This is a genomic window from Pseudorhodoplanes sp., assembly GCF_050250235.1.
Lineage (GTDB): Bacteria > Pseudomonadota > Alphaproteobacteria > Rhizobiales > Xanthobacteraceae > Pseudorhodoplanes.
The window spans coordinates 1-19996 of record NZ_JBFWPA010000058.1 but is presented as its reverse complement, the minus strand read 5'-3'; the positions used below and the strand labels follow the sequence as shown (position 1 = coordinate 19996).

At 62.9% G+C, this 19996-nt stretch carries 18 protein-coding genes; 8 read left to right on the top strand and 10 right to left on the bottom strand.

Annotated elements, in window-relative coordinates:
* Nucleotides 1-10: 10 nt before the first annotated feature.
* The 5 genes from AB7F49_RS22560 to AB7F49_RS22540 all read left to right on the top strand — a co-directional run bounded on the left by AB7F49_RS22560 (nt 11) and on the right by AB7F49_RS22540 (nt 7738).
* Nucleotides 11-3910 carry a S8 family serine peptidase gene (locus AB7F49_RS22560; RefSeq protein ID WP_428526508.1) on the top strand — a complete coding sequence of 1300 codons (3900 nt, stop codon included), beginning with the start codon at nt 11-13 and terminating at the stop codon, nt 3908-3910.
* Nucleotides 3911-4162: 252 nt separating this feature from the next.
* Nucleotides 4163-4870 carry a TetR/AcrR family transcriptional regulator gene (locus AB7F49_RS22555; protein ID WP_428526506.1) on the top strand — a complete coding sequence of 236 codons (708 nt, stop codon included), beginning with the start codon at nt 4163-4165 and terminating at the stop codon, nt 4868-4870.
* Nucleotides 4867-5655, top strand: coding sequence for an HlyD family secretion protein (locus AB7F49_RS22550; protein ID WP_428526504.1), 789 nt, complete (start codon nt 4867-4869; stop codon nt 5653-5655). The genes AB7F49_RS22555 and AB7F49_RS22550 overlap by 4 nt, the downstream gene beginning before the upstream one ends.
* Complete coding sequence (locus tag AB7F49_RS22545; protein WP_428526502.1) at nt 5652-6584, top strand: ABC transporter ATP-binding protein; 933 nt, start codon at nt 5652-5654, stop codon at nt 6582-6584. The genes AB7F49_RS22550 and AB7F49_RS22545 overlap by 4 nt, the downstream gene beginning before the upstream one ends.
* Nucleotides 6581-7738 (top strand): ABC transporter permease, encoded by a 1158-nt coding sequence (locus AB7F49_RS22540; RefSeq protein ID WP_428526500.1) that lies wholly within the window; start codon nt 6581-6583, stop codon nt 7736-7738. Before AB7F49_RS22545 ends, AB7F49_RS22540 begins: the two co-directional genes overlap by 4 nt.
* Here AB7F49_RS22540 and bcsS read toward each other — a convergent pair whose 3' ends face one another.
* Complete coding sequence (gene bcsS / locus AB7F49_RS22535) at nt 7739-8473, bottom strand: cellulose biosynthesis protein BcsS (protein ID WP_428526498.1); 735 nt, start codon at nt 8471-8473, stop codon at nt 7739-7741.
* 74 nt (nt 8474-8547) lie between these two features.
* The gene (locus AB7F49_RS22530; RefSeq protein WP_428526496.1) at nt 8548-9315 is read right to left on the bottom strand and encodes an AraC family transcriptional regulator; all 768 of its coding nucleotides are present in this window, start codon (nt 9313-9315) and stop codon (nt 8548-8550) included.
* A gap of 177 nt (nt 9316-9492) precedes the next feature.
* On the opposite strand from AB7F49_RS22530, the gene AB7F49_RS22525 reads away from it, so the two are divergent.
* Nucleotides 9493-10074, top strand: a complete 582-nt coding sequence (locus tag AB7F49_RS22525) for a hypothetical protein (protein ID WP_428526494.1) — start codon at nt 9493-9495, stop codon at nt 10072-10074.
* Here the strand turns inward: AB7F49_RS22525 and AB7F49_RS22520 are convergent, their stop codons facing one another.
* From AB7F49_RS22520 to AB7F49_RS22510, 3 genes are all read right to left on the bottom strand, one after another.
* On the bottom strand, nt 10075-10767 hold the full coding sequence (locus AB7F49_RS22520) for a Crp/Fnr family transcriptional regulator (RefSeq protein ID WP_428526492.1): 693 nt from the start codon (nt 10765-10767) through the stop codon (nt 10075-10077). It abuts the gene before it with no gap.
* Nucleotides 10768-11151: 384 nt separating this feature from the next.
* Complete coding sequence (locus tag AB7F49_RS22515; protein WP_428526490.1) at nt 11152-11817, bottom strand: Crp/Fnr family transcriptional regulator; 666 nt, start codon at nt 11815-11817, stop codon at nt 11152-11154.
* Between the two features lie 42 nt (nt 11818-11859).
* Nucleotides 11860-12699, bottom strand: a complete 840-nt coding sequence (locus tag AB7F49_RS22510) for a DUF72 domain-containing protein (RefSeq protein ID WP_428526488.1) — start codon at nt 12697-12699, stop codon at nt 11860-11862.
* Nucleotides 12700-12821: 122 nt separating this feature from the next.
* Between AB7F49_RS22510 and AB7F49_RS22505 the strand changes: the two genes are divergently transcribed.
* Entirely contained in the window at nt 12822-13292 is a 471-nt protein-coding gene (locus tag AB7F49_RS22505) for a DUF992 domain-containing protein (protein ID WP_428526486.1), read from the top strand.
* Between the two features lie 72 nt (nt 13293-13364).
* Here AB7F49_RS22505 and AB7F49_RS22500 read toward each other — a convergent pair whose 3' ends face one another.
* Together AB7F49_RS22500 and AB7F49_RS22495 are read right to left on the bottom strand one after the other, a co-directional pair.
* The gene (locus tag AB7F49_RS22500; RefSeq protein ID WP_428526484.1) at nt 13365-13826 is read right to left on the bottom strand and encodes a cupin domain-containing protein; all 462 of its coding nucleotides are present in this window, start codon (nt 13824-13826) and stop codon (nt 13365-13367) included.
* Between the two features lie 25 nt (nt 13827-13851).
* Nucleotides 13852-15060, bottom strand: a complete 1209-nt coding sequence (locus tag AB7F49_RS22495) for a styrene monooxygenase/indole monooxygenase family protein (protein ID WP_428526482.1) — start codon at nt 15058-15060, stop codon at nt 13852-13854.
* Between the two features lie 200 nt (nt 15061-15260).
* Here AB7F49_RS22495 and AB7F49_RS22490 point away from each other — a divergent pair, with 200 nt between their 5' ends.
* The gene (locus AB7F49_RS22490) at nt 15261-16271 is read left to right on the top strand and encodes an AraC family transcriptional regulator (protein ID WP_428526480.1); all 1011 of its coding nucleotides are present in this window, start codon (nt 15261-15263) and stop codon (nt 16269-16271) included.
* A 28-nt stretch (nt 16272-16299) separates the two neighbouring features.
* Here the strand turns inward: AB7F49_RS22490 and AB7F49_RS22485 are convergent, their stop codons facing one another.
* The 3 genes from AB7F49_RS22485 to groL all read right to left on the bottom strand — a co-directional run.
* The gene (locus AB7F49_RS22485) at nt 16300-17790 is read right to left on the bottom strand and encodes an AMP nucleosidase (RefSeq protein WP_428526478.1); all 1491 of its coding nucleotides are present in this window, start codon (nt 17788-17790) and stop codon (nt 16300-16302) included.
* A gap of 150 nt (nt 17791-17940) precedes the next feature.
* Nucleotides 17941-18450, bottom strand: a complete 510-nt coding sequence (locus AB7F49_RS22480; RefSeq protein ID WP_428526476.1) for an ester cyclase — start codon at nt 18448-18450, stop codon at nt 17941-17943.
* 398 nt (nt 18451-18848) lie between these two features.
* Nucleotides 18849-19996, bottom strand: a 1148-nt coding sequence (gene groL, locus AB7F49_RS22475; protein ID WP_428526474.1) for a chaperonin GroEL, incomplete at its 5' end; no start/stop codon positions are given.

Here is a 19996-nt window from a genome sequence, read left to right as displayed (position 1 = left end):
AGGACCGTACATGCGCACGAGGTCGCACGGGATTCAGCACAACCTGCTCGATAAGACCGGCGACGCCGGCATTGCGGATGCCGATCCGGTGCTGTTCCCGCAGATCGAGGTGATCGGCGGCAACCCGCTCGCAATTCTTCCGGATTTTGAAGTCGTCAACCGGGCAGAGCGCGCTGTGCAAGAGGCGCGCGCAATCGGCCAATGGCATCTCAGCAACACCGGTGCGGGCTTTGACCTGAACATAGTCGAGGCGTGGCGCGACTATAGCGGCCGCGGCGTGACGGTCGCGATCTTCGACGATGGCGTTGAAGCCGGCCATCCCGATCTTGCTCGCAACTACGACGCCAGCCTGGAGATCACGGGAAACAACGCGGCACCGGACGGCACCGGCGCCGATGCAAGCGGAAATCCGCGCGATCCGCATGGGACCGCCGTTGCCGGCATCGTTGCGTCAGCGCTGGACGGCAACGGGACTGTCGGGGTGGCGTTCGGCGCTACGATTGTATCGGTCGACAGGGAGGGCCTGAGCGATGCCGCTGAGTCGCTCTTGATGCAGGAACTGGACCGCTTCGATGTGGTCAATTGCAGCTTTGGCAACTACGAGCCCTTCCGGGAAGGGCCGGACGGTTCATTTGCGGAAGGACTAGCACAAGCGGTCAAGCTCGGTCGCGATGGTCTCGGGACCATCGTCGTCAAATCGGGGGGGAACGCGCGAGCCCTGAGAGAGGACACCGGCGGAACGATCGACGACGTCTATGCGGACGACGGCAACACTTCGCTGTTCGTCAATTCGCGCTACACGCTCGACGTTGCGAACGTCGACCGTGACGGTGACGTGGCCTCGAGCAGCACACCCGGTGCGAATCTTCTGGTGTCGGCGTTTGGCAGCGGCGGAATCGTCACCACCGACCGAGTCGGCATGAACGGCTACAACACCAACCGGAGCGTCGTTCCGGGCGGAGCGTTGAGCGGCGACTATGCCAGCGATTTTGGCGGCACGTCCGCCGCGGCCCCTATGGTGTCCGGCATCGTCGCGCTCATGCTGGAAGCCAATTCCGATCTCGGCTGGCGCGACGTGCAGAGCATCCTCGCGCTGTCCGCACGCCATGTCGGCGATCCGGTCGGTGTCCAGCCGGTGTACGCCCCTATCACACCTCCCGGGACGCCGGCTGAGTTCGCAAAGTACGCTTGGGGTTTCAACCGCGCCGATAACTGGAACGGCGGCGGGATGCATTTCTCGAACGACTACGGCTTCGGTCTCGTCGATGCGCACGCAGCCGTACGCCTCGCCGAGACCTGGGCGGCTTGGTCGACCTCAAGCAACGAGAAGTTGGCTGGGGGGAGTTGGAACAGCAAGAAGGCGGCGACGATCGCCGATGGTTTGCCGGGCCAGCAGCTTGCGAACGAATTCCGCTTCAAAGTCGGCGGGAGCATCGATATTGAAAGCATCCAGCTCACGCTTGCGATCGACCATCCGCGCATGAGCGATCTGCTCATTGAGCTCAGGTCGCCGGAGGGCACCACGAGCATTCTCCTGGACCGTGCCGGCCTCGGCGGGGCCGATGTGATGGCTCCCTATGGCGGCCTGGTGCTGACCAGCAATGCATTCCGCGGCGAGATCAGCAAGGGCGAATGGTTCGTTCGTATCCGCGACGCCAACACGGGCCTGACCGATGACGGGAAAGCCAGCGTTGGCAGTGTCGCGAGCGTGCAATTGACCGCGTTCGGTTCGCAACCGCTGGTCAACGACGTGTATTTCTATACCGACGAGTTTGCGGCGATGAAAGCCATCGATCCCGCGCGGACCGAACTGCGCGACACTGACGGCGGGCTCGACACCATCAATGCCGCGGCAGTGTCACACGATGTCACGCTCGATCTCAACGCCGGAGCGTGGAACTTCATCGGGAGCAGCTACTTCACGATGGCCGCGAAGACTGTCATCGAACACGCAAAGGGCGGGGACGGAAACGACACGATCACGGGTAACAGCGCCACGAACGAACTGCACGGAAATCGCGGAGACGACATCCTGCGCGGCAAGGCCGGAAGCGATTATCTGTTTGGGGGCGAAGGCAATGATATCCTGACCGGCGGCGCCAAGGGGGATTGGCTCAACGGCGGGGACGGATTCGACTTCGCAAGCTATCAGGATGCCACATCCGCGGTGGTGGTCAATCTCGCCGACGTCAAGCGCAATACCGGCGACGCCAAGGGTGACACCTTCATCAGCATCGAGGGCGTGCTCGGATCGTCCTTCGCCGATTCGCTTTACGGCGACGCCGGGAACAACGAGCTGCGCGGCGAGGATGGCAACGACTATCTCGACGGCGGGGTCGGCGCCGACACGATGAAGGGCGGACGCGGCAACGACGGCTACGTCGTCGATCATTCCGGCGATCGCGTGATCGAACTGGCGGGGGAGGGCACCGACGTCGTCTACACGACACTGACGAGCTATGGGCTCACGGATCACGTCGAGAATCTGACCTTCCGCGGCAATGGCAATGTCGCCTTCCACGGCGTCGGCAATGCCGGAGACAACGCGATCAGCTCGGGCTACGGCGACGATCTGCTCGAAGGCGGTGCCGGCAACGATACCCTGACAAGCTACGGCTATCTTCTCGGCGCCTACATGAGCGGCAATGACACCCTCGACGGCGGGGCGGGCGACGACACGATGAGCGGCGGCGACGGGAGTGATATTTTCCTGTTCGCCGACAATTGGGGCAACGATGTCATCACCGACTTCGCGATCGGCACCGACGTTCTGAACATGTTCGCGGTGTCCGGGCTCACGGACTTTGGACAGCTCTTCATCACGGACGTGAGCGGCAGCACCCGGATCGCTTATCTTGGCAACACGATCACCCTCAATGGTGTGAATTCGATCTCTCTCATGGCCTCGAGCTTCCTTTTCGCCGCTCCTCCGGCCGAGCAATCGTTCGACGGCACCGCCTTCTGGGGCGGAACGATTTCCGGCGGTGCGGGGATTGATACGGTATCCTACGCTACGGCCAGTCACGCTATTTATGTCGATTTGCAGCTCGGGATCGCGCGCGGCGGCGCGCATTCGGCGCAACTCGTCTCGATCGAAAACATCACCGGTGCCGCCGATTTCGCGAATGACCTCACCGGCGACGCCGGCGACAATATCCTGGTCGGAGGCAGTCTGGGCGACTGGCTGCGCGGTCGCGACGGCAACAACATGCTCGACGGCAGAGGCGGATACGACGTGGTCGATTATTCCTACGATCACCATCTCGCCGGCGTCAGCGTCGACCTCATGGCCGGCAAGGCTGTGCATTTTACCGGAACCGACACGTTGATCGGTATTGAGCAGGTCCAACTCACGAAATTCGACGATGTCTGCGTCGGTAGCGATCTGTCAGACGCCATCCTCAGCTTTGATGGCAATGACCGCCTGTTCGGAAATGGCGGTATTGATGTGATCGACGCGCGCGACGGAGACGATTTCCTCGATGGCGGCGCCGACATGGACTATCTGTATGCCGGCGCCGGCAACGACACGGTATATGGCGGCGAGGGGGATGACTTCATCGTCGGCGAGGCCGGCATCGACACGCTGATTGGCGGCGCGGGCGCGGACAAGTTCGTGTTCTTCTCCGCGGCTGAAGGCGGTGACGTGATCCAGGACTTCACGAGCGGAGAAGACCAGATATGGCTGTCAGGCTATCACTTCGGTTTCACGCCGGGAACCCTTGCCAATGCAGGCGTCGATTTCGTGACCGGTGCAGCCGCTACGGCGCATCGTGCGACGGTCATATTCGACGCTTCCACCAGCACAGTGCTGTTCGACGCGGATGGCGCGGGTGGGGCGGCGGCCGCTGTCCTGGCGCATCTGCAGGCCGGTGTGAATCTTCAAGCGGCCGATGTCTTTGTCATGTGAAGGGCGGGCATCCCCATCGGAAGCTAATTCCGGAGGCGAGCGGTCGTACTGCACCTTAGCCTCACGGCTTGCAGAGCGCGGCGGCTGCCAAGTTCGGAGCCTTGCCTATGATCGAGCGAAAAACCCTGCCATAATGCTTTGATTTATTTCGTTTTTTAAACTCACCTGCTCGTGTGGCAGATCCCGCTTGCATCCGTTCAGCAGCAGGATTATGACTGACCAGTCAGTCATTCAGTCATTGTGGTGAGCTTGATGGCCACGCGGACCAGCAAAAAGTCGCTACCCTCGCGCGAACGCGCCGGGGTGCCGGCGCCTCGGGCCGAGGGGCAAGCGGCGGCCCAGAGGGAAAAGCCGCGCAGTGCGCGCGAGGTGCGCAGCGCCGCGCGGCGCGAGGCGATCCTCGCCGCGGCGCTGGACGAGTTCTCGGCGCAAGGCTTCGCCGCGGCACGGCTGGACGATGTGGCGAAGCGGGCCGGCGTCGCGAAGGGAACGATCTATCTCTATTTTGCCGACAAGGAGACGCTGTTTCAGGAACTGGTGCGCTCCATGCTGACTCCGGTGATCGGAAAGTTCGAGGCCCTCGCATTGATCGACATTCCGTTCTCCGACCTGGCCGAGCGATTGGTCGATGTGGCGGTCCGCGAGGTTTTCAATTCGCGACGCAAGGACATTATCCGGCTGATCATTTCGGAAGGCCCGCGATTTCCGGCGATTGCGGAGTTCTATTACCGCGAAGTGCTGAGCCGGGTATTCTCTGCGTTGCAACAGATCCTGCAGCGTGCCTTCGATCGCGGCGAAATCCGCCATCGCGGGCTCGTTGCGTTTCCGCAACTTCTGGCCGCGCCAGTGCTGGTCGGAATCGTTTGGACCAGCCTGTTCGACAAGCAGGCACCGCTCGACGCGCGCGCCATGCTGAAAGCCCATGTCGATATTCTTCTGGATCGCGGGAGCGAGTCATGACCAGGTCAACGGTGATCGGCTGGCGACCGCTACGACTGTGCTTGCTGGCAATCTTGATGCTCGTGACCGGCTGCAGCAGCGGGAGCGACACCTTGATGCAGGGCTGGATCGAGGGCGACTTCATATTCGTCAGCCCGGACGAGCAGGGGCGCATCGAGCAGATGCTGGTGCGTCAGGGCGATGCGGTGAAAATGGGTGAGCTCCTGTTCGTACTCGACACCGAATTGCAGGAAGCGGAACTTGGCGTCGCCGAGGCGACGCTCGCGAATGCAAAACAGGCCTTCGACCGCGCCCAGCAGCTTCTGAAGAGCGGCTCGGGCACGCAGAAGGATTTCGACGTCACGCAGGCGCTGTATCGCGAAGCGCAGGCGCGGCTGGCTGCTGCGAAGACAAGACTGACCCGGCGGCGCGGCCTCAGCCCCGTCACGGGCCTGGTGCAGCAGGTTTATTATCGCGCGGGCGAAACGGTGCCGGCCAGCCGTCCGATCGTCTCGCTGCTGCCGCCGGGCAATGTGAAGGTGCGATTCTATGTGTCTGAACCGATGCTGGCGCGGCTAGCCATCGACGACCCGATCAACTTCTCCTGCGACGGCTGCCCGGCCGGAATGACCGGCAAGATCAGCTTCATTTCGCAATATGCCGAATACACCCCGCCGGTGATCTATTCCCAGCAGGAACGCCACAAGCTGGTCTATCTGATCGAGGCGATGCCCAATGATCCGAGCGCGTTGCGTGTCGGGCAGCCGGTCGACGTTACCATCATGCCGCGAGCCGAAAAGAAATGACGAGCGATCCCGGCATCGCCATCGACGTGCGCGGCCTGACCAAGGCGTTCGGCAGCCGCGTGGTGGTGCGCGACCTGTCGATGCAGGTCAAGAAGGGCACGATTTACGGCTTCCTCGGGCCGAACGGATCGGGCAAGACCACGACCATCCGCATGCTCACCGGACTGCTCACGCCCGACAAGGGCGACGGTACCTGTCTCGGCTACGACATCCGCACCCAGGCCGACCAGATCAAGCTGCGCGTCGGTTACATGACGCAGCGCTTCAGCCTGTATCAGGATCTGTCGGTACGAGAGAACCTGGAATTCGTCGCGCGGCTTCATTTGATGAAGGATCCCGCGAGGGCGGCGTGCGACATGATCGCGCGGCTCGGGCTGAAGGGCCGCGAGGAACAGCTTGCCGGCGAATTGTCCGGGGGCTGGAAGCAGCGACTGGCGCTCGGGGCTTGCACGCTGCCGAGCCCGCAGCTTCTGCTGCTCGACGAGCCGACCGCCGGCGTCGATCCGAAAGCGCGGCGCGAATTCTGGGATGAGATTCATGCACTTGCGGCGGAGGGGCTGACCGTGCTGGTCTCGACCCATTACATGGATGAAGCCGAGCGCTGTCACGAGATCGCGTATATCGCCTATGGCGAGCTGCTGACGCATGGCTCCGTGGATGCCGTGGTAAGGCAGGCCGGGCTGACCACCTACGATGTCAGCGGTCCCGACGTGAACGCGCTGCTGCACGAATTGCAGAACAAGCCCGGCGTGGACATGGTCGCGCCGTTCGGCAACAGCCTGCATGTTTCCGGCCGCGATGCCGCGGGTCTGGCGACCGCGATCAAACCCTATCGCGATCGGCCGGGCCTGACCTGGAAGACGTCCGAGCCGACGCTCGAAGATGTATTCATCGACCTGATGAGCCGCGCCAAGGATAATTTCCAATGAGCGCTCCCGTCCCGTCCGGCGCCAGAGTTTCGCGATGGACCGCGTTCTGGCGCCGTACCGGAGCGATGCTGATCAAGGAATTCATCCAGCTGCGGCGCGACCGGGTGTCGTTTGCGATGATCGTGATGATTCCGTTGATGCAGCTCGTCCTGTTCGGGTATGCGATCAACACCACCCCGCGAAACCTGCCGACCGCCGTGTTACTGCAGGAGCACAGCGACTTGGGCCGTTCGGTGCTGAAGGCGCTGCAGAACACCCGTTATTTCAAGGTCACGCATCAGGTTGAGGACGAAGCCGAATTCGACCGGCTGCTCGCCTCTGGAACGGTGCTGTTCGGCGTGGAAATCCCGCGCGGCTTCGAGCGTGCGATCCGGCGCGGCGAAGGTCCGTCGTTGCTGGTTGCAGCCGACGCTACCGACCCGGTCGCGTCCGGCACCGCGCTGGGTGCGCTTGGACAGGTGGTCCGTACGGCGCTGCAGAATGATCGCGGGCTGCCGGTCGGCGGGCAGCCGCTGTTCGAGTTTCGCACCCATGCGCGCTACAATCCGGCCGCGGAGACCGCGCTCAACATCGTGCCGGGCCTCGTCGGTACCATCCTGACCATGACGATGCTGATCTTCACCGCGCTTTCGGTGACGCGCGAGATCGAGCGCGGCACGATGGAAGCGCTGCTGGCGATGCCGACCACGCCGGTGGAGATCATGCTTGGCAAGATCATCCCGTATGTGTTCGTGGGGTTCGTCCAGGCTTCGCTGATCGTGAGCACCGGGGTATTTCTGTTCCATGTGCCGATCTACGGCAGCCTTTTCCTTCTGGCGGCGCTGTCGACGCTGTTTATCGCCGCCAATCTGTCGATCGGCTACACTTTCTCGACGGTGGCACAGAACCAGTTGCAGGCGATGCAGATGTCGATGATGTTCTTCCTTCCGAACATCCTCCTCTCGGGGTTCATGTTTCCGTTCGCCGGCATGCCGTCCTGGGCGCAATGGATCGGAGAAGCGCTGCCGCTGACGCATTACATCCGGATCGTGCGGGCGATCATGTTGAAGGGAGCGACCATCGAGAACCTGCGCTACGACTCGGTCGCGTTGTTCGTGCTGATGCTGATCGCGATGACGATCGCTGTCACGCGGTTCAGGCGCACCCTGGATTAGCTACCGGCGCGCATGCAATCCGATCCTGGCATAGTAGCCATCGCGATCGTCCGAGTCCGTTGCCCAGCCCGCGGCCGCCGACCACTCGACCCAGGCGAAGCGAAGGCCGGTGATGTGCAGTCCGACGCGGAATTGCTGGTAGGTATCGCGGCTTGCAAAGCCGCCGACTTCCGGGCCGAGATAAAAGGCATCGGCGATGCGCCACCCGAAGGCCGCGCGTCCGGCAAAGCTCGGCCCGATCGACGTTACCGTAGCGTCGGCTGCGATCATCGTTGCCGCCGTCGGTTCGTGCCAGAACTCGACCGCCCCGCGGATGCCGGCATGCCCGCCATTGAGGTCGCTGCCCGGGTCATACGGCGACGTCCGGTGATGCTGCAAATCGAGCCCGGCGAAGACAGTCACGAAGGTCTTGTTGTGAACGAAGCGCCAGCCCGGGAGAACAAAGCCGGTAAATTGCGTGCCGGTCACGACTGCGTCGTCAAGGGCGCCGGATCGGTACTGATAGGAGCCTCTCCCGATCAGCGCCTTGAACGTGAATCCGCCGCGGTCGAGTCCGTCCGGCGACCAGAGCATTCCCCCATGCGTGAAGCTTCCGTGGCGCCAGAGATCGGTGCCGGTGAAAAAGAGAAAGGTATCATCGTTGCGCGCGAACTCGTCGGCGTGCGCATCGGAACTCGGCAACCATGCTATCGCCGCGGCGAACAACCCCGCGAGCACGCCACGCACGCTGACCATTTAAAGCAACCCGCAACAGGACTGGGACCTCGGCCCGGTATGATGCTACGCGCGGCAATTCCAGGTTGCAACCTTCAGCCCCGAAACATCTTGCGCGGGGATTCCCCGAAGCTGCGCCGCACCATCGCCGAGAATGCGCTTGGGCTCGCATAACCGACCGCCAAGGCCACCCTCCCGACCGGCTCGCCCGCGGACAGCCGTGCAAGTCCGTCGATTGCGCGCAGGCGTGAGCGCCATTCGTTGAAGCTGAACCCGGTTTCGCTCCGGAACAGCCGTGCGAGAGTACGACGGCTAGCGCCGGCCTTCTGTGCCCATTCGTCGAGATCGCCGGCGGCATCGGGCCGTTCCAGCAGCGCGCGTGCGACGCGGATGGCACGGGCATCCCGCGGCATCGGCAGATGCATCTTGCGCTCCTGCATCCGTGCGAGTTCCGCAAGCATTAGGTTCGCAATCATTCCGCCGCGACCAGCCTCGTCATAGTCCAGCGGTTCATCCAGGACGGCGAGGATGAGCTCGCGCAACAGCCCCCCGATCTCCACCAGCATCGGACCTGCGGGAAGCCTTTTGCAGGCATCCGGATCGATATAGATCGTTCGCATTTCCAGTGTGCTGCGCACGGTCAGACTGTGCGGAAAGGCTGGCGGCATCCAGAGCGCAAGTGCCGGCGGAACGATCCAGGCCGCGTCCGACGTCTCGATTCGCATGGTGCCCGACACGGCATGGAGAAGCTGCCCGCGCTTGTGCAGGTGGAGCGGGACGTGATCTCCTCCGGGATACGTCTTGGCCATGGCTCCGACCACGCGCGGAGCGTCGTCGCGGTTGTTGCGATATTCAGGCGGCATCGCCGTGTTCCAAGTGTGGCCCGATCAAGACGATAATCGACCTAACATCGCCATCGGGCAAGGCTATTTTGGGGTCGGCAGAATCCTTGTGCCGGACCGAACCCTGATGAGCGATCCCAGTCTCGAGTTTCGAAGGACACCCGCATTTCCATCGGCTTCCTGAATTGGGCGCACGCGATGGATCATTATGTTCTGCTGATCTACCCGACGGTGGTCATCGGTCTCGAGGTGAACTATGCGCGCACCTATGGGGAACTGATGGCGCTGTCGACGACGGCCTTCATCGCATTTGGCGTGTTTTCGCTGCCCGCCGGCTGGCTCCCCGACCGTATCGCGCAACTCGCGGTCGGACGTCTGGTTGAGCGGATCGCCCCGCACCTGCTCTTCGTTATCGTGACCTTCATTTTGTTCGTTGGCGCAGCCTGGTCCGTGGTTGCGACCGGTCCGGCGCTGCTTGTCGCGCTCGCGCTGGCCATGGCCGGGGTCTACGGACAAGTGACGGTCAACGATATCGTGCTGGCGCGCTATACCGCCGATGCCTGGCGGGGACGGGTCTATGCGGTGCGCTATTTTCTGGTGTTCACCACTGCGGGCGTCGCCGTTGCCTCGATCGCATTTCTTCATGCACGCGGCGGATTTGATCTGGTGCTGCTCTTCACCGCCGGAACCTGCCTGTTGTTTCTGGCGGCGACGCTTGGTCTCGCCGCCATGGTGTCGGGCGCGGAAAGGCGCAGCCCCATCGCGGTGCCAGCCGAATAATCAGGGCGCCGTTGGCCTGGATTCCTCGCTGCGCAGACCGGAGCGCAATGCTTCGATCTCGGACTGCATGCGCTTCATGTTTTCGAACAGGCGCCGCGCACTGAGCTGCATGAAGTAATAGCCGAACTTCGGATTCTGGAAGAACAGCTGCCGGACCTGATCGTAGGTGATCACCAGAATCTGCCCGGGGTCGACACAGACAGCCGATTGCGTGCGAACCTTGTCGGGCGACAGCATGCCAAGCTCGCCTACTACTTCGCCGGGCGGGATCGCGACGTCCAGCTCCGGAATGCGCAGGCTGCCGGACATGATAAAGACGATCTCGTTCGCAGGGTCGCCCTTGCGAAACAGCACCTCGCCCGGGGTCATCGCGCGGGTCGTGGTGAATGGCCTGATCCAGTTCATGTCGAGATCGCCGTCGTTCGCCGCTTCGGTCTCGCGCACGAGCGACAGCATCTGCCGCAGCCGCCAGAAGTTCAGCGGCAGCAGCAGCAGATGCAGCAGCAGCACGGGATAGGCCGGATGCAGATATCCGTAGGCGATGAACAGCACGTTGCTTGAGATCGCGACCACCCGCAGCGGCACCATCGTCTTCATCGAAAAGGTGGCGAACACGAAAGCGGCGGCAATGTAGCCCAGCCACTCTGTGGGTTGCAGTCCACCGAAATGAGCGAAGATACCGGCAGGGTCCATGGTGATGTCCTGAGCGTCGGGGCCGGTAAACTGACCGCCTTCGCCCGGGCATTCAACGGAAATTTCCGCGGACGATCAGCCGGGTCACGGTTCCGGGACGAGATCGTCGAGCTGGACTTTCGCCCCTTTCAGTGCCCGCAAAACCGCTTCGGGACGGGATTGCTCCTAGCCGATGGCGAATATCTTTCGTGCGGCCATGTGAACCACCCGAAGGCCCGGGGTTACAAAGAAGCAATCCGGGCCCTTGCACTCAAGTCCATGGCCCACCATATGTTGCGGAGCAGCGTTGAGTGTGAGCTCCGCCGCTTAGGGCCACGAATGTCGTGGGTGACGCCGGATGTAAGCGCACCCGCCTCATTTCGTGGCTTTTCGGTTCATGCCGCATCAGTGCCTGGTCATCGGCGACGGAGTGGGAGCCACACGAGGCGGCCGTGTGGCGAGTTCGGCTTCCAGCCGTGCGATGTTCTCGAACAACCGCTTGCTCGTGAGCTTGAGAAATCCGAGGCCGAATTCCGGATTCTGATAATACAGCTCCTCGAATTTTTCGTAGGCGAGCGACAGCACTTCGCCGTCGTCGATCGAAATCAGGGTCGCCGTTCGCAGGCCCTCGGGGGAGAGCAGGCCAAGCTCGCCGACCACGGCGCCGGGCTCCAGTCCGATCCCGATCTCCTGAAGCAGGAATTTTCCGGAAACCACCAGATACATGGCTTCGGCGATGTCGCCCTTGCGGAAAATGACCTGGCCTTTCTTCGTTCTGCGCCGCGTCATGAAGGGCTGAAGCCAGGTCATGTCGAGATCGGAACGCGCGGCGCGCTGCGTGCGCCGGATCAGCTGGCGCATTTCATGCACGCGGTAGAGATTGAGCGGCAGCACGATACAGTTGAGCACGATCGTCGGCCAGATCCCCGCCAGACCGGCATAGATCAGAAACAGTACGTTGGTGACGATGCCCACGACCCTGAGCGGGATCATGGTTTTCATCCAGTATTGCACCACGGTGAGGACGATGCCTGCGGTCGCCGCGGCTTGGGCAATCAGCGGAATTTCCATGTCGTACTCCAGGCCGGCTATCTGCCGGCTTCCCCCGATCGACTATCGCCGCTCGGTACCCTTTCGATCAACTCCCGCCGTGAGCCGTTCGATCAGCGCCATTGCCGCAGCCGGGGCCCGCACTTTCCCTTCGTGAATGAAATAGACAAAGGTATCGCGGGCCTGCTTTTTCGGCTTCGCGGAGGGGTCGATGCAGGGCAGGTCATCCGGCGCGCCGCCAGCCGCCCATTGCCGCAGGCGTCCCGCCCAGGCATCCAGCGCCCCTGGCGGATACCCGGTCCTGATCTTGTCATCGCCCTTCTGCAGGCGGGCGTAGATGAAGTCGGATGTCACATCCGGAATCGCCGGATAGGTTGCGTGCTCCGAGAAGCAGACCGCTATGCCGAAGCGTCGCAACAACGTCACGAAGGCCGGGACCGCAAAGCTGTGATGGCGCACTTCCACGACATGCCGCAGCTTATGGCCGTCGAAATCGCGCGGCAGCAGTTCCAGGAATCTGCCGAAATCGGCCTCGTCGTATTTCTTGGTCGGGGCAAATTGCCACAACAATGGTCCGAGCCGGTCGCCGAGTTCGACCACCCCGGAATTGAGGAAGCGCTTGATCGAGTCGCCGGCTTCCGCGAGCACGCTGCGATTGACCGCGAAGCGCGGCCCCTTGAGCGAGAATACGAAGCCGTCCGGCACCTCGGACGCCCATTTACGGTAGCTCGCCGGACTTTGCGTGCGGTAGAAGGTGCCGTTGATTTCGATCGATGTGAGCTGGCTTGCGGCGTAACGCAATTCCTGCGCATGCGGCAGCCCTTTCGGATAAAACGCGCCGCGCCAGGGCTCGTAGGTCCAGCCCCCGATGCCGGTGTAAATGCGCCCCTGCTTGGATGGCATTTCAGCGCGCTCCCTCGGACGTAACCCGATCATTCTACCGGCCCCGGTACACGACCGGTATTGTGCCGCAGCCACGGACATGGCTTAAGGCGACGATACATATTTCCAGCCGGGGAACATCCATGCGCTTTTCGATCATTGCAACAATCGCCGCCTTCGTGTTGGCCTCAGCCGCCGCCACCTCCGCGCAGGCGCAGAGCAGGGTGCGGGCCGGCGGACTATCGTGCAACCTGTCGCCGACCGTGGGCCTGATTATCGGCTCTCGTCAGCAGATCCAATGCACGTTCACACCCGGGAGCGGTGGGCCGGTGGAATATTACAGCGGTCATATCGGCCGGCTCGGGCTGGACCTCGGCATCACGGCAGGGGGCCGGATGATCTGGGGCGTGTTTGCTCGGACCTCGCGGCTGCCGCCGCGCACGCTCGCCGGCACCTATGTCGGGGCGAGCGGTGACGCATCGCTTGGACTTGGCGGCGGCGCCAATGTGCTGGTCGGCGGCTCCAACCGGACGATCTCGCTGCAGCCGCTGTCGCTGCAGGGGCAGGTCGGCGTCAACCTGGCTCTCGGTGTCGCCAGCATGACGCTCCGGTAACGGGCTGTTCGAAAAGTGCGAAGGGGCCGCGGGCGGCCCCTTCGGTTTTATCGTGTTGCCGCCTGGAGCGAATCAGGCGCCGGGGACGCTGCCGGGCGGCAGAAAATCCACTTCATGGGCTGCGGACACGCGCACGACCTCTTCCGGGTCGGTCATGTTGTGCAGAAGCTCGAACAATTCCTTCAAACGGCGCGAGGGTGACACCCAGAACAGAGCGCGCGTCGGCTTGTCGGTCCTGTTGTAATAGCCGTGCGGAAGACCCATCGGCATGCGAACGAGATCGCCGGCGGACGCTTTCACCCATTGGCCGTCGAGGTAGAGGTCGAACGTTCCCTCGAGCATGTAGATGAATTCATCCTGGGTCGGATGAATGTGCGGCGGCACGAAGGTGCCCGGCGGGTCGAATGTCTCGAACGAGAACGATGTTCCGCAATTGGATTTCTCATAATAGGTGTGGCCGAGAATATTCCAAACCGTCGGTGTCTGGCTCTTGCCGGCGGGAGTAATGCCCGGCGCGAGTTTGATGTCTGACATGCTGTCGTCTCCTGTCGCGATGAGATTAGGCGGCTGCCGCGAGGGCGGGGTCGGCGAAGAGCGGCACGATGGTGGCTGGCTCATCAAAGCCCTGTGCGACCCTGTCGGCAAGCGCCTGTTTGCCTGCGGCGCGAGCCAGCAACTCGACCACATGCGGGGGCGGCGGCATCAGGATCATGTTGCTCCAGTTGGTGGAGGCTTCGACGCGGCGGAACGCGGCTTCGAAGGTTGCGTCCATCCAGGCCGGATCGAACGGCGCATTTCCGCGCTGGATGATGGCGTCGAGATAGATCGCTGCGGCTTTCATCGCGTTGTTTGACCCTTGGCCGACGATCGGATCGTTGAGGATCACCGCGTCCGCGAGTCCCAGCACCGGCTTGCCGGAGGGCAGGTGACCTGTGCCCTTGCGGATCGTGGGGGCAAAGCGTCCGATCAGGCCGGCATTGGCGTCGGTGGGCGCCGCATCCGCGACGCGGTCATATTCCCAGGAGACGAATTTCTTGATCAGGGCCTTTATCGCAGCAAGCTGCGCGTCGGCATCCATCGACGGATCGAACGCATCGAGCGGACCGCCGGGCCCGGCCTCGAAGAACAGAATCTCGCACGGTCCCGACGTGGTCAGCGCCGGAATCATGAACAACTCGCCCGCGCCCGGAATGAGCGTCGCGGTCACGCAGGTCCTGTCGTAAGGCTTTGTGCTTTGTGTGTAGACCAGCGAAAGCGCGCGCATCGGCTTGTCGTAGGGCGAGCGAGCGGCGTCGCGTTCGAACAGCTGCGAGACCGCGCCCTTGCCGGCGGCGACGATCACGAGATCGCTGTCCTTTGCGTAGCGCTCGAGTTCGGGGATGCCGGCCTCGGCAATCTCCAGATCGCCGCCGAGCGTGGCGAACAACTCGATGAAGCGTGGGAATTTCACGCGCTGGTCGACGGATTGCGCAGGCTCGGCAAGATTGCCGACGAAACCGAAGGCCTTGTTGCCTGACCCGTCGGGCGCTGCGACCGCGATCCGCATCCCGACAATCGAGGGCGCCTCCTGGTCCCAGAGGTCAAGTCCGAGCTTGCGCTCCTCGGTGCGCGCCGTTCCGAACACGCACTGGCTCGACAGGACTTTCCCTGCGGCCAGGTCTGCCGCGGAGCGGTTCTGCACCAGCCGGACCTTGTAGCCCGCCTTGAGCAGGCCGATGGCGAGCGGCAGACCGCCCTGGCCGCCGCCGACAATGGTGATATGGCGCATCTGTCGTCTTCTCCGCGAGGAACCCGGGCCTATGGGCAATCTGAAGATACGGACCGGAAATTGGCTATCCGCTGTGCGCAAGCGTTATCCGCCGCGCGCTGAATTTACTGGCAAGCCCACATTCTGCGCAGAGATTGTGCTGGTGTTCCGGGGTCTTCGGCCGGAGAATACCGGCGAGGGGAATTTCTTTGGAGCGCAGCATGATGGGAATGCGCGCGACCAGCGCATCGCCGCTGGCCAGCTTCAATGCCGTCAACACACTGGACCCCGGTGCAGCGGAGGACGAAGTTGCCCGTATTTTCTGTCCGCACCGGCTGACGCCGGTGAAGCGCGGCGCACCGGACTTCCATGCCATCCACAATACCGCAAGGTTCGACGGCTTTTCCGTCAACTACGTCACGTATGGCGCGGAGGTCGAAATCGACCCCGGTAGGCTCGACCGCTTCTTCCTGTTGCAGATTCCGTTGAGCGGCTCCGCGGATGTGACCTGTGGCAGCGTGCATGTCGCGGCATCGCCGGACACGGCGTCTTTGCTGTCGCCTACCTTGCCGACCTTGATGAGATGGCATCGGGGCTGCGCCAAACTGATCGTCCTGGTCGACCGCTCCGTGGTCGAAGGCCATCTTTCAGCTTTGCTTGACCGTCATTTCGACCACGTCGAATTCGACGCCAGTGTCGCGCTTGGCGGCCCCGCAGGTCAGGCGATCCGCGCGCATGCGATGCTGATGCAGGACGCCGCGAATCACTCGGTCACGCTGCCGGCAGGGACGGGCCGTTTGGTGCAGCGCGAATTGCGCAATGGGCTTGTCGGGCTCCTGCTCACCGGGCTCGTACATGATCGCAGCGGATTGCTCGCCATGCCGGTTCCGGCGCCTGCTCCGGCGCATGTGAAGCGGGTAGAGGAATTCCTGCGTGCGCACCCCGATCGCGAGGTGAGCGTCGTCGAACTGGCCATGATCGCCGGTGTGAGCCTGCGCGCGCTCCAAGACGGCTTCAGGCGATTCCGAAACATCACGATGACCGAGGCGATCCGCGACGCACGGCTGGCGTACTGGCGCAAGCTGCTGGAAGCGCCGCCGCAAGGGGCGGGCGTTGGCAGTCTTGCGCTGACGGCAGGACTGAATCACTTGGGCCGCTCCGCCGCTCTCTACTACAAGCGCTACGGCGAAACGCCGTCGGAAACCTTGCGCCGCAACCGGCGCACGAACTGAGGCGCACCCAAGCGCAACGCCCGGCACCTTACTGGAACGCGACCTCGGCGAAGCTGCGAAGCTTGCGCGAATGCAGGCGCTCCCATTCCTGCGATTTCAGCTTTTCGATCGCGGCGAGCCCGATCTCAAGATGCTGGCGGACCCGCTGGCGGTAGAATTCGGCCGCCATGCCTGCAAGCTTGATCTCTCCGTGCAAAGGCTTGTCCGACACGCAGAGCAGCGTACCGTAGGGCACGCGGAATCGAAAGCCGTTGGCGGCAACCGCAGCGGATTCCATGTCGAGCGCGACCGCGCGCGACAGCGATAGCCGGTGGATTACCGCTGCATGATTGCCGAGCTCCCAGTTGCGGTTGTCGACGCTGGCGACCGTGCCGGTCCGCATGATGCGCTTGAGCTCGTAGCCGGAAAGCCCGGTGACCTCGGCAAGCGATTGTTCAAGCGCCACCTGAATCTCGGCCAGGGCAGGGACCGGCACCCAGAGCGGCAATTCTTCGTCCAGCACGTGGTCTTCGCGCACATAGCCGTGTGCCAGCACATAGTCGCCGAGCTTCTGCGAGTTGCGAAGACCGGCACAATGCCCGAGCATCAGCCAGGCATGCGGGCGGAGCACCGCCACGTGATCGGTGATGTTGCGCGCATTCGAAGGTCCGGTGCCGATATTGATCATGGTGATGCCGCGGCCGTCGGGCGCGACCAGATGATAAGCTGGCATTTGCGGCAGCCGCGCCGCCGCGGGCTTGGAGCCGGTCCCGGCCTTGCGCGTGATGACATTGCCGGGCTCGACAAAGACCTCATGGACCGGATCGCCGGCAGCGACGCGTTCGCGGCACATCCTGACGAAAGCGTCGACGTAGAACTGGTAGTTGGTGAAGATCACGAAATTCTGGAAATGCTCCGGATCCGTGCCGGTATAATGCACGAGCCGGTGCAGCGAATAATCGACCCGGGCGGCGCGGAACATCGCGAGCGGAGCAGGAGCGCCGGGCGGCAGCCGCAATGTGCCGTCGGCGATCGAGTCGTCCATGGTTGCGAGATCGGGCACGTCGAACCGGTCGCGCAGCGGCAGCTCCGCCGCCTGAACATTGCCGGACACGAGACTTGCGGCAATTCCGATGTCGGAGGCGTAGGCAAAGTGAACGGGGATCGGCTCGTGAGACTCCCCCACCTCCACCGGCACCCGATGATTGGCGAGCAGCAGTTCAATCTGCTCGGTGAAATATGCGCGGAACAAATCAGGGCGAGTGACGCTGGTCTCGTGCGTGCCCGGTCCCGAGACGAAGCCATAGGACAGCCGTGAATCAACGCGGCCGTAGGTGTCGGTGGTGATGCGGACAAAGGGGTAGGTCGCGCGAACCCGCGCGTCGAGCGGTGCGCCGGCGGCGAAGGCTTCGAAATGCTCGCGCAGGAATTGGGTGTTGCGCCGGTAGATATGCGCAAGACGCGCCACCGCAGCCTTTGCGTCGGTGAAGCGCTCGGTTGGCAGGTGGGGCGGGGTGAGAAGGCGTGCGTCGTCCTGCATGGGCCGGAGAGTCTACGGTGTCCGCGCGAAGTCAAGTTGTCACCCAAGCGGGTGCGAAAAGCAGAGGAGGCTGCCGGTGCGACCCCGTCCGGCGCAATAAAGAGAATCGTGGTGGCGCGCGTGACGCGTGATCGGTCCAAACCGGCGCCGTCACATCGCTCGGGCCGGGAGCATAGGGTTGAGCACCTTGCGGGCGCTTTCGGCGCCGACCACCGGCAATCCTTCGGGATCGAGCAGTCCAATCTGCGCCAGCACGGTGGCCTGGTCCCAATAGATATGTTCGTGGGAAATCTTGCCTTCCTCGAAGCCGACGACGACGACGAAGGCGACTTCGACCCGTTTGCCGGTGGGTGCGACATTCGGCAGCATCCAGTCGATCGGTGTCGTATGCGTGAAAGAGATGACCAGTTCATCGACGATCTGGGTGTCGCCGACGGTCGTTGACACGCCCGTCATCGTGACGTCGGGTGGAAAGAACTTTCCGACCAGATAGTTCTTGTAAAAGCTGCGAACGCCATCCGGGCCCACACCGCCGACCATGCTGGGTATGTTGTGAAGGTGAGGGTCGCCCGTCATCGTGGCCATGGTCGTGTCCAGGTCACCTGCCAGTTCCGCATCGACATGTGCTTTGAATGTGTCGAGCATTGCTTGTTTCGACATCTGTGTTTTCCTTTTGCAGAGGCTGATTAGTCGGGAAGACCGAAGGCAGCCGCGCTCGACAGCGCAAATAGCCAAACGAGCGTCCGATTTTGGCCTCCTCGTCGCCAGCGACTCCACGCCATTGGCGAACGGAAAGTCGACTTAGTGGTCGCGGACACGAGCCGTGTTCGTTTCCTACTTGGCCTCGATGCTCGGCCGAATAGCTTACCGGGTGATGAATCAACTGGCGCCGGCTGCATTCAGTTTCGCGGCACCGCGTCGCCACAACCCCGGTCACCGTCGAAAAACCTGATCGCCGGATGCGCTGCGACAGCTCCGTCAACCGTGCTCAAGCAAAGGCAAAAAGGCCCGGGATCGCTCCCGGGCCTTTCCTAAGATTCAAGGCAAATGGATGTCTCTTAGAAATCCATGCCACCCATGCCGCCCATGCCGCCGCCGCCCGGCATGCCGCCGGCGCCGCCTGCGTTCTTCTTCGGCAGTTCCGCGACCATGGCTTCGGTGGTGATCAGCAGGCCCGCAACCGAGGCTGCATTCTGGATCGCGGCACGCACGACCTTGGTCGGGTCAATGATGCCCTTCGACAGCATGTTGCCGTACTCGGCATTCTGCGCGTCGAAGCCGAAGGAATACTGGTCCTTCTCCAGAATCTTGCCGACGATCACCGAGCCGTCCTCGCCCGCATTGATGGCGATCTGACGGGCCGGGGATTGAAGCGCCTTGCGCACGATCTCGACGCCGGTCTTCTGGTCGTCGTTGTGGGTGCGGATCTTCTTCAGGGCCTCGGTGGCACGCAGCAGCGCGACGCCGCCGCCAGGCAGAATGCCTTCCTCGACCGCGGCGCGGGTGGCGTGCATGGCATCGTCAACGCGATCCTTGCGCTCCTTCACCTCGACCTCGGTCGCGCCGCCGACGCGGATCACTGCGACCCCGCCCGCGAGCTTGGCCAGACGCTCCTGCAGCTTCTCACGGTCATAGTCCGAGGTAGTCTCCTCGATCTGCGCCTTGATCTGCGACACCCGCGCCTCGATGTCGGCCTTCTTGCCAGCGCCGTTGACGATCGTGGTGTTTTCCTTCTCGATCAGCACCTTCTTGGCGCGGCCGAGCATGTTCAGCGTGACGTTTTCCAGCTTGATGCCCAGATCTTCCGAGATCGCCTGGCCGCCGGTCAGGATCGCGATATCCTGCAGCATGGCCTTGCGGCGATCGCCGAAGCCCGGAGCCTTCACCGCCGCGACCTTCAGGCCGCCGCGCAGCTTGTTGACCACGAGGGTCGCGAGCGCTTCGCCTTCCACTTCCTCGGCGATGATGACGAGGGGCTTTGAGGTCTGCACAACGGCTTCGAGCAGCGGGAGCAATTCCTGCAGGCCCGACAGCTTCTTCTCGTAGACGAGGATATACGCATCGTCGAATTCGGTGCGCATCTTGTCGGCATTGGTGACGAAGTAGGGGGAGATGTAGCCGCGGTCGAACTGCATGCCCTCGACGATGTCGAGCTCGGTCTCGAGCGACTTGGCTTCCTCGACGGTGATCACGCCTTCATTGCCGA

Excerpts from the sequence above, each read along its gene's own strand:
- AB7F49_RS22560 (WP_428526508.1), top strand. The coding sequence starts at position 11 with ATGCGCACGAGGTCGCACGGGATTCAGCACAACCTGCTCGATAAGACC.
- AB7F49_RS22555 (WP_428526506.1), top strand. The coding sequence starts at position 4,163 with ATGGCCACGCGGACCAGCAAAAAGTCGCTACCCTCGCGCGAACGCGCC.
- AB7F49_RS22550 (WP_428526504.1), top strand. The coding sequence starts at position 4,867 with ATGACCAGGTCAACGGTGATCGGCTGGCGACCGCTACGACTGTGCTTG.
- AB7F49_RS22545 (WP_428526502.1), top strand. The coding sequence starts at position 5,652 with ATGACGAGCGATCCCGGCATCGCCATCGACGTGCGCGGCCTGACCAAG.
- AB7F49_RS22540 (WP_428526500.1), top strand. The coding sequence starts at position 6,581 with ATGAGCGCTCCCGTCCCGTCCGGCGCCAGAGTTTCGCGATGGACCGCG.
- bcsS (WP_428526498.1), bottom strand. The coding sequence starts at position 8,473 with ATGGTCAGCGTGCGTGGCGTGCTCGCGGGGTTGTTCGCCGCGGCGATA.
- AB7F49_RS22530 (WP_428526496.1), bottom strand. The coding sequence starts at position 9,315 with ATGCCGCCTGAATATCGCAACAACCGCGACGACGCTCCGCGCGTGGTC.
- AB7F49_RS22525 (WP_428526494.1), top strand. The coding sequence starts at position 9,493 with ATGGATCATTATGTTCTGCTGATCTACCCGACGGTGGTCATCGGTCTC.
- AB7F49_RS22520 (WP_428526492.1), bottom strand. The coding sequence starts at position 10,767 with ATGGACCCTGCCGGTATCTTCGCTCATTTCGGTGGACTGCAACCCACA.
- AB7F49_RS22515 (WP_428526490.1), bottom strand. The coding sequence starts at position 11,817 with ATGGAAATTCCGCTGATTGCCCAAGCCGCGGCGACCGCAGGCATCGTC.
- AB7F49_RS22510 (WP_428526488.1), bottom strand. The coding sequence starts at position 12,699 with ATGCCATCCAAGCAGGGGCGCATTTACACCGGCATCGGGGGCTGGACC.
- AB7F49_RS22505 (WP_428526486.1), top strand. The coding sequence starts at position 12,822 with ATGCGCTTTTCGATCATTGCAACAATCGCCGCCTTCGTGTTGGCCTCA.
- AB7F49_RS22500 (WP_428526484.1), bottom strand. The coding sequence starts at position 13,826 with ATGTCAGACATCAAACTCGCGCCGGGCATTACTCCCGCCGGCAAGAGC.
- AB7F49_RS22495 (WP_428526482.1), bottom strand. The coding sequence starts at position 15,060 with ATGCGCCATATCACCATTGTCGGCGGCGGCCAGGGCGGTCTGCCGCTC.
- AB7F49_RS22490 (WP_428526480.1), top strand. The coding sequence starts at position 15,261 with ATGATGGGAATGCGCGCGACCAGCGCATCGCCGCTGGCCAGCTTCAAT.
- AB7F49_RS22485 (WP_428526478.1), bottom strand. The coding sequence starts at position 17,790 with ATGCAGGACGACGCACGCCTTCTCACCCCGCCCCACCTGCCAACCGAG.
- AB7F49_RS22480 (WP_428526476.1), bottom strand. The coding sequence starts at position 18,450 with ATGTCGAAACAAGCAATGCTCGACACATTCAAAGCACATGTCGATGCG.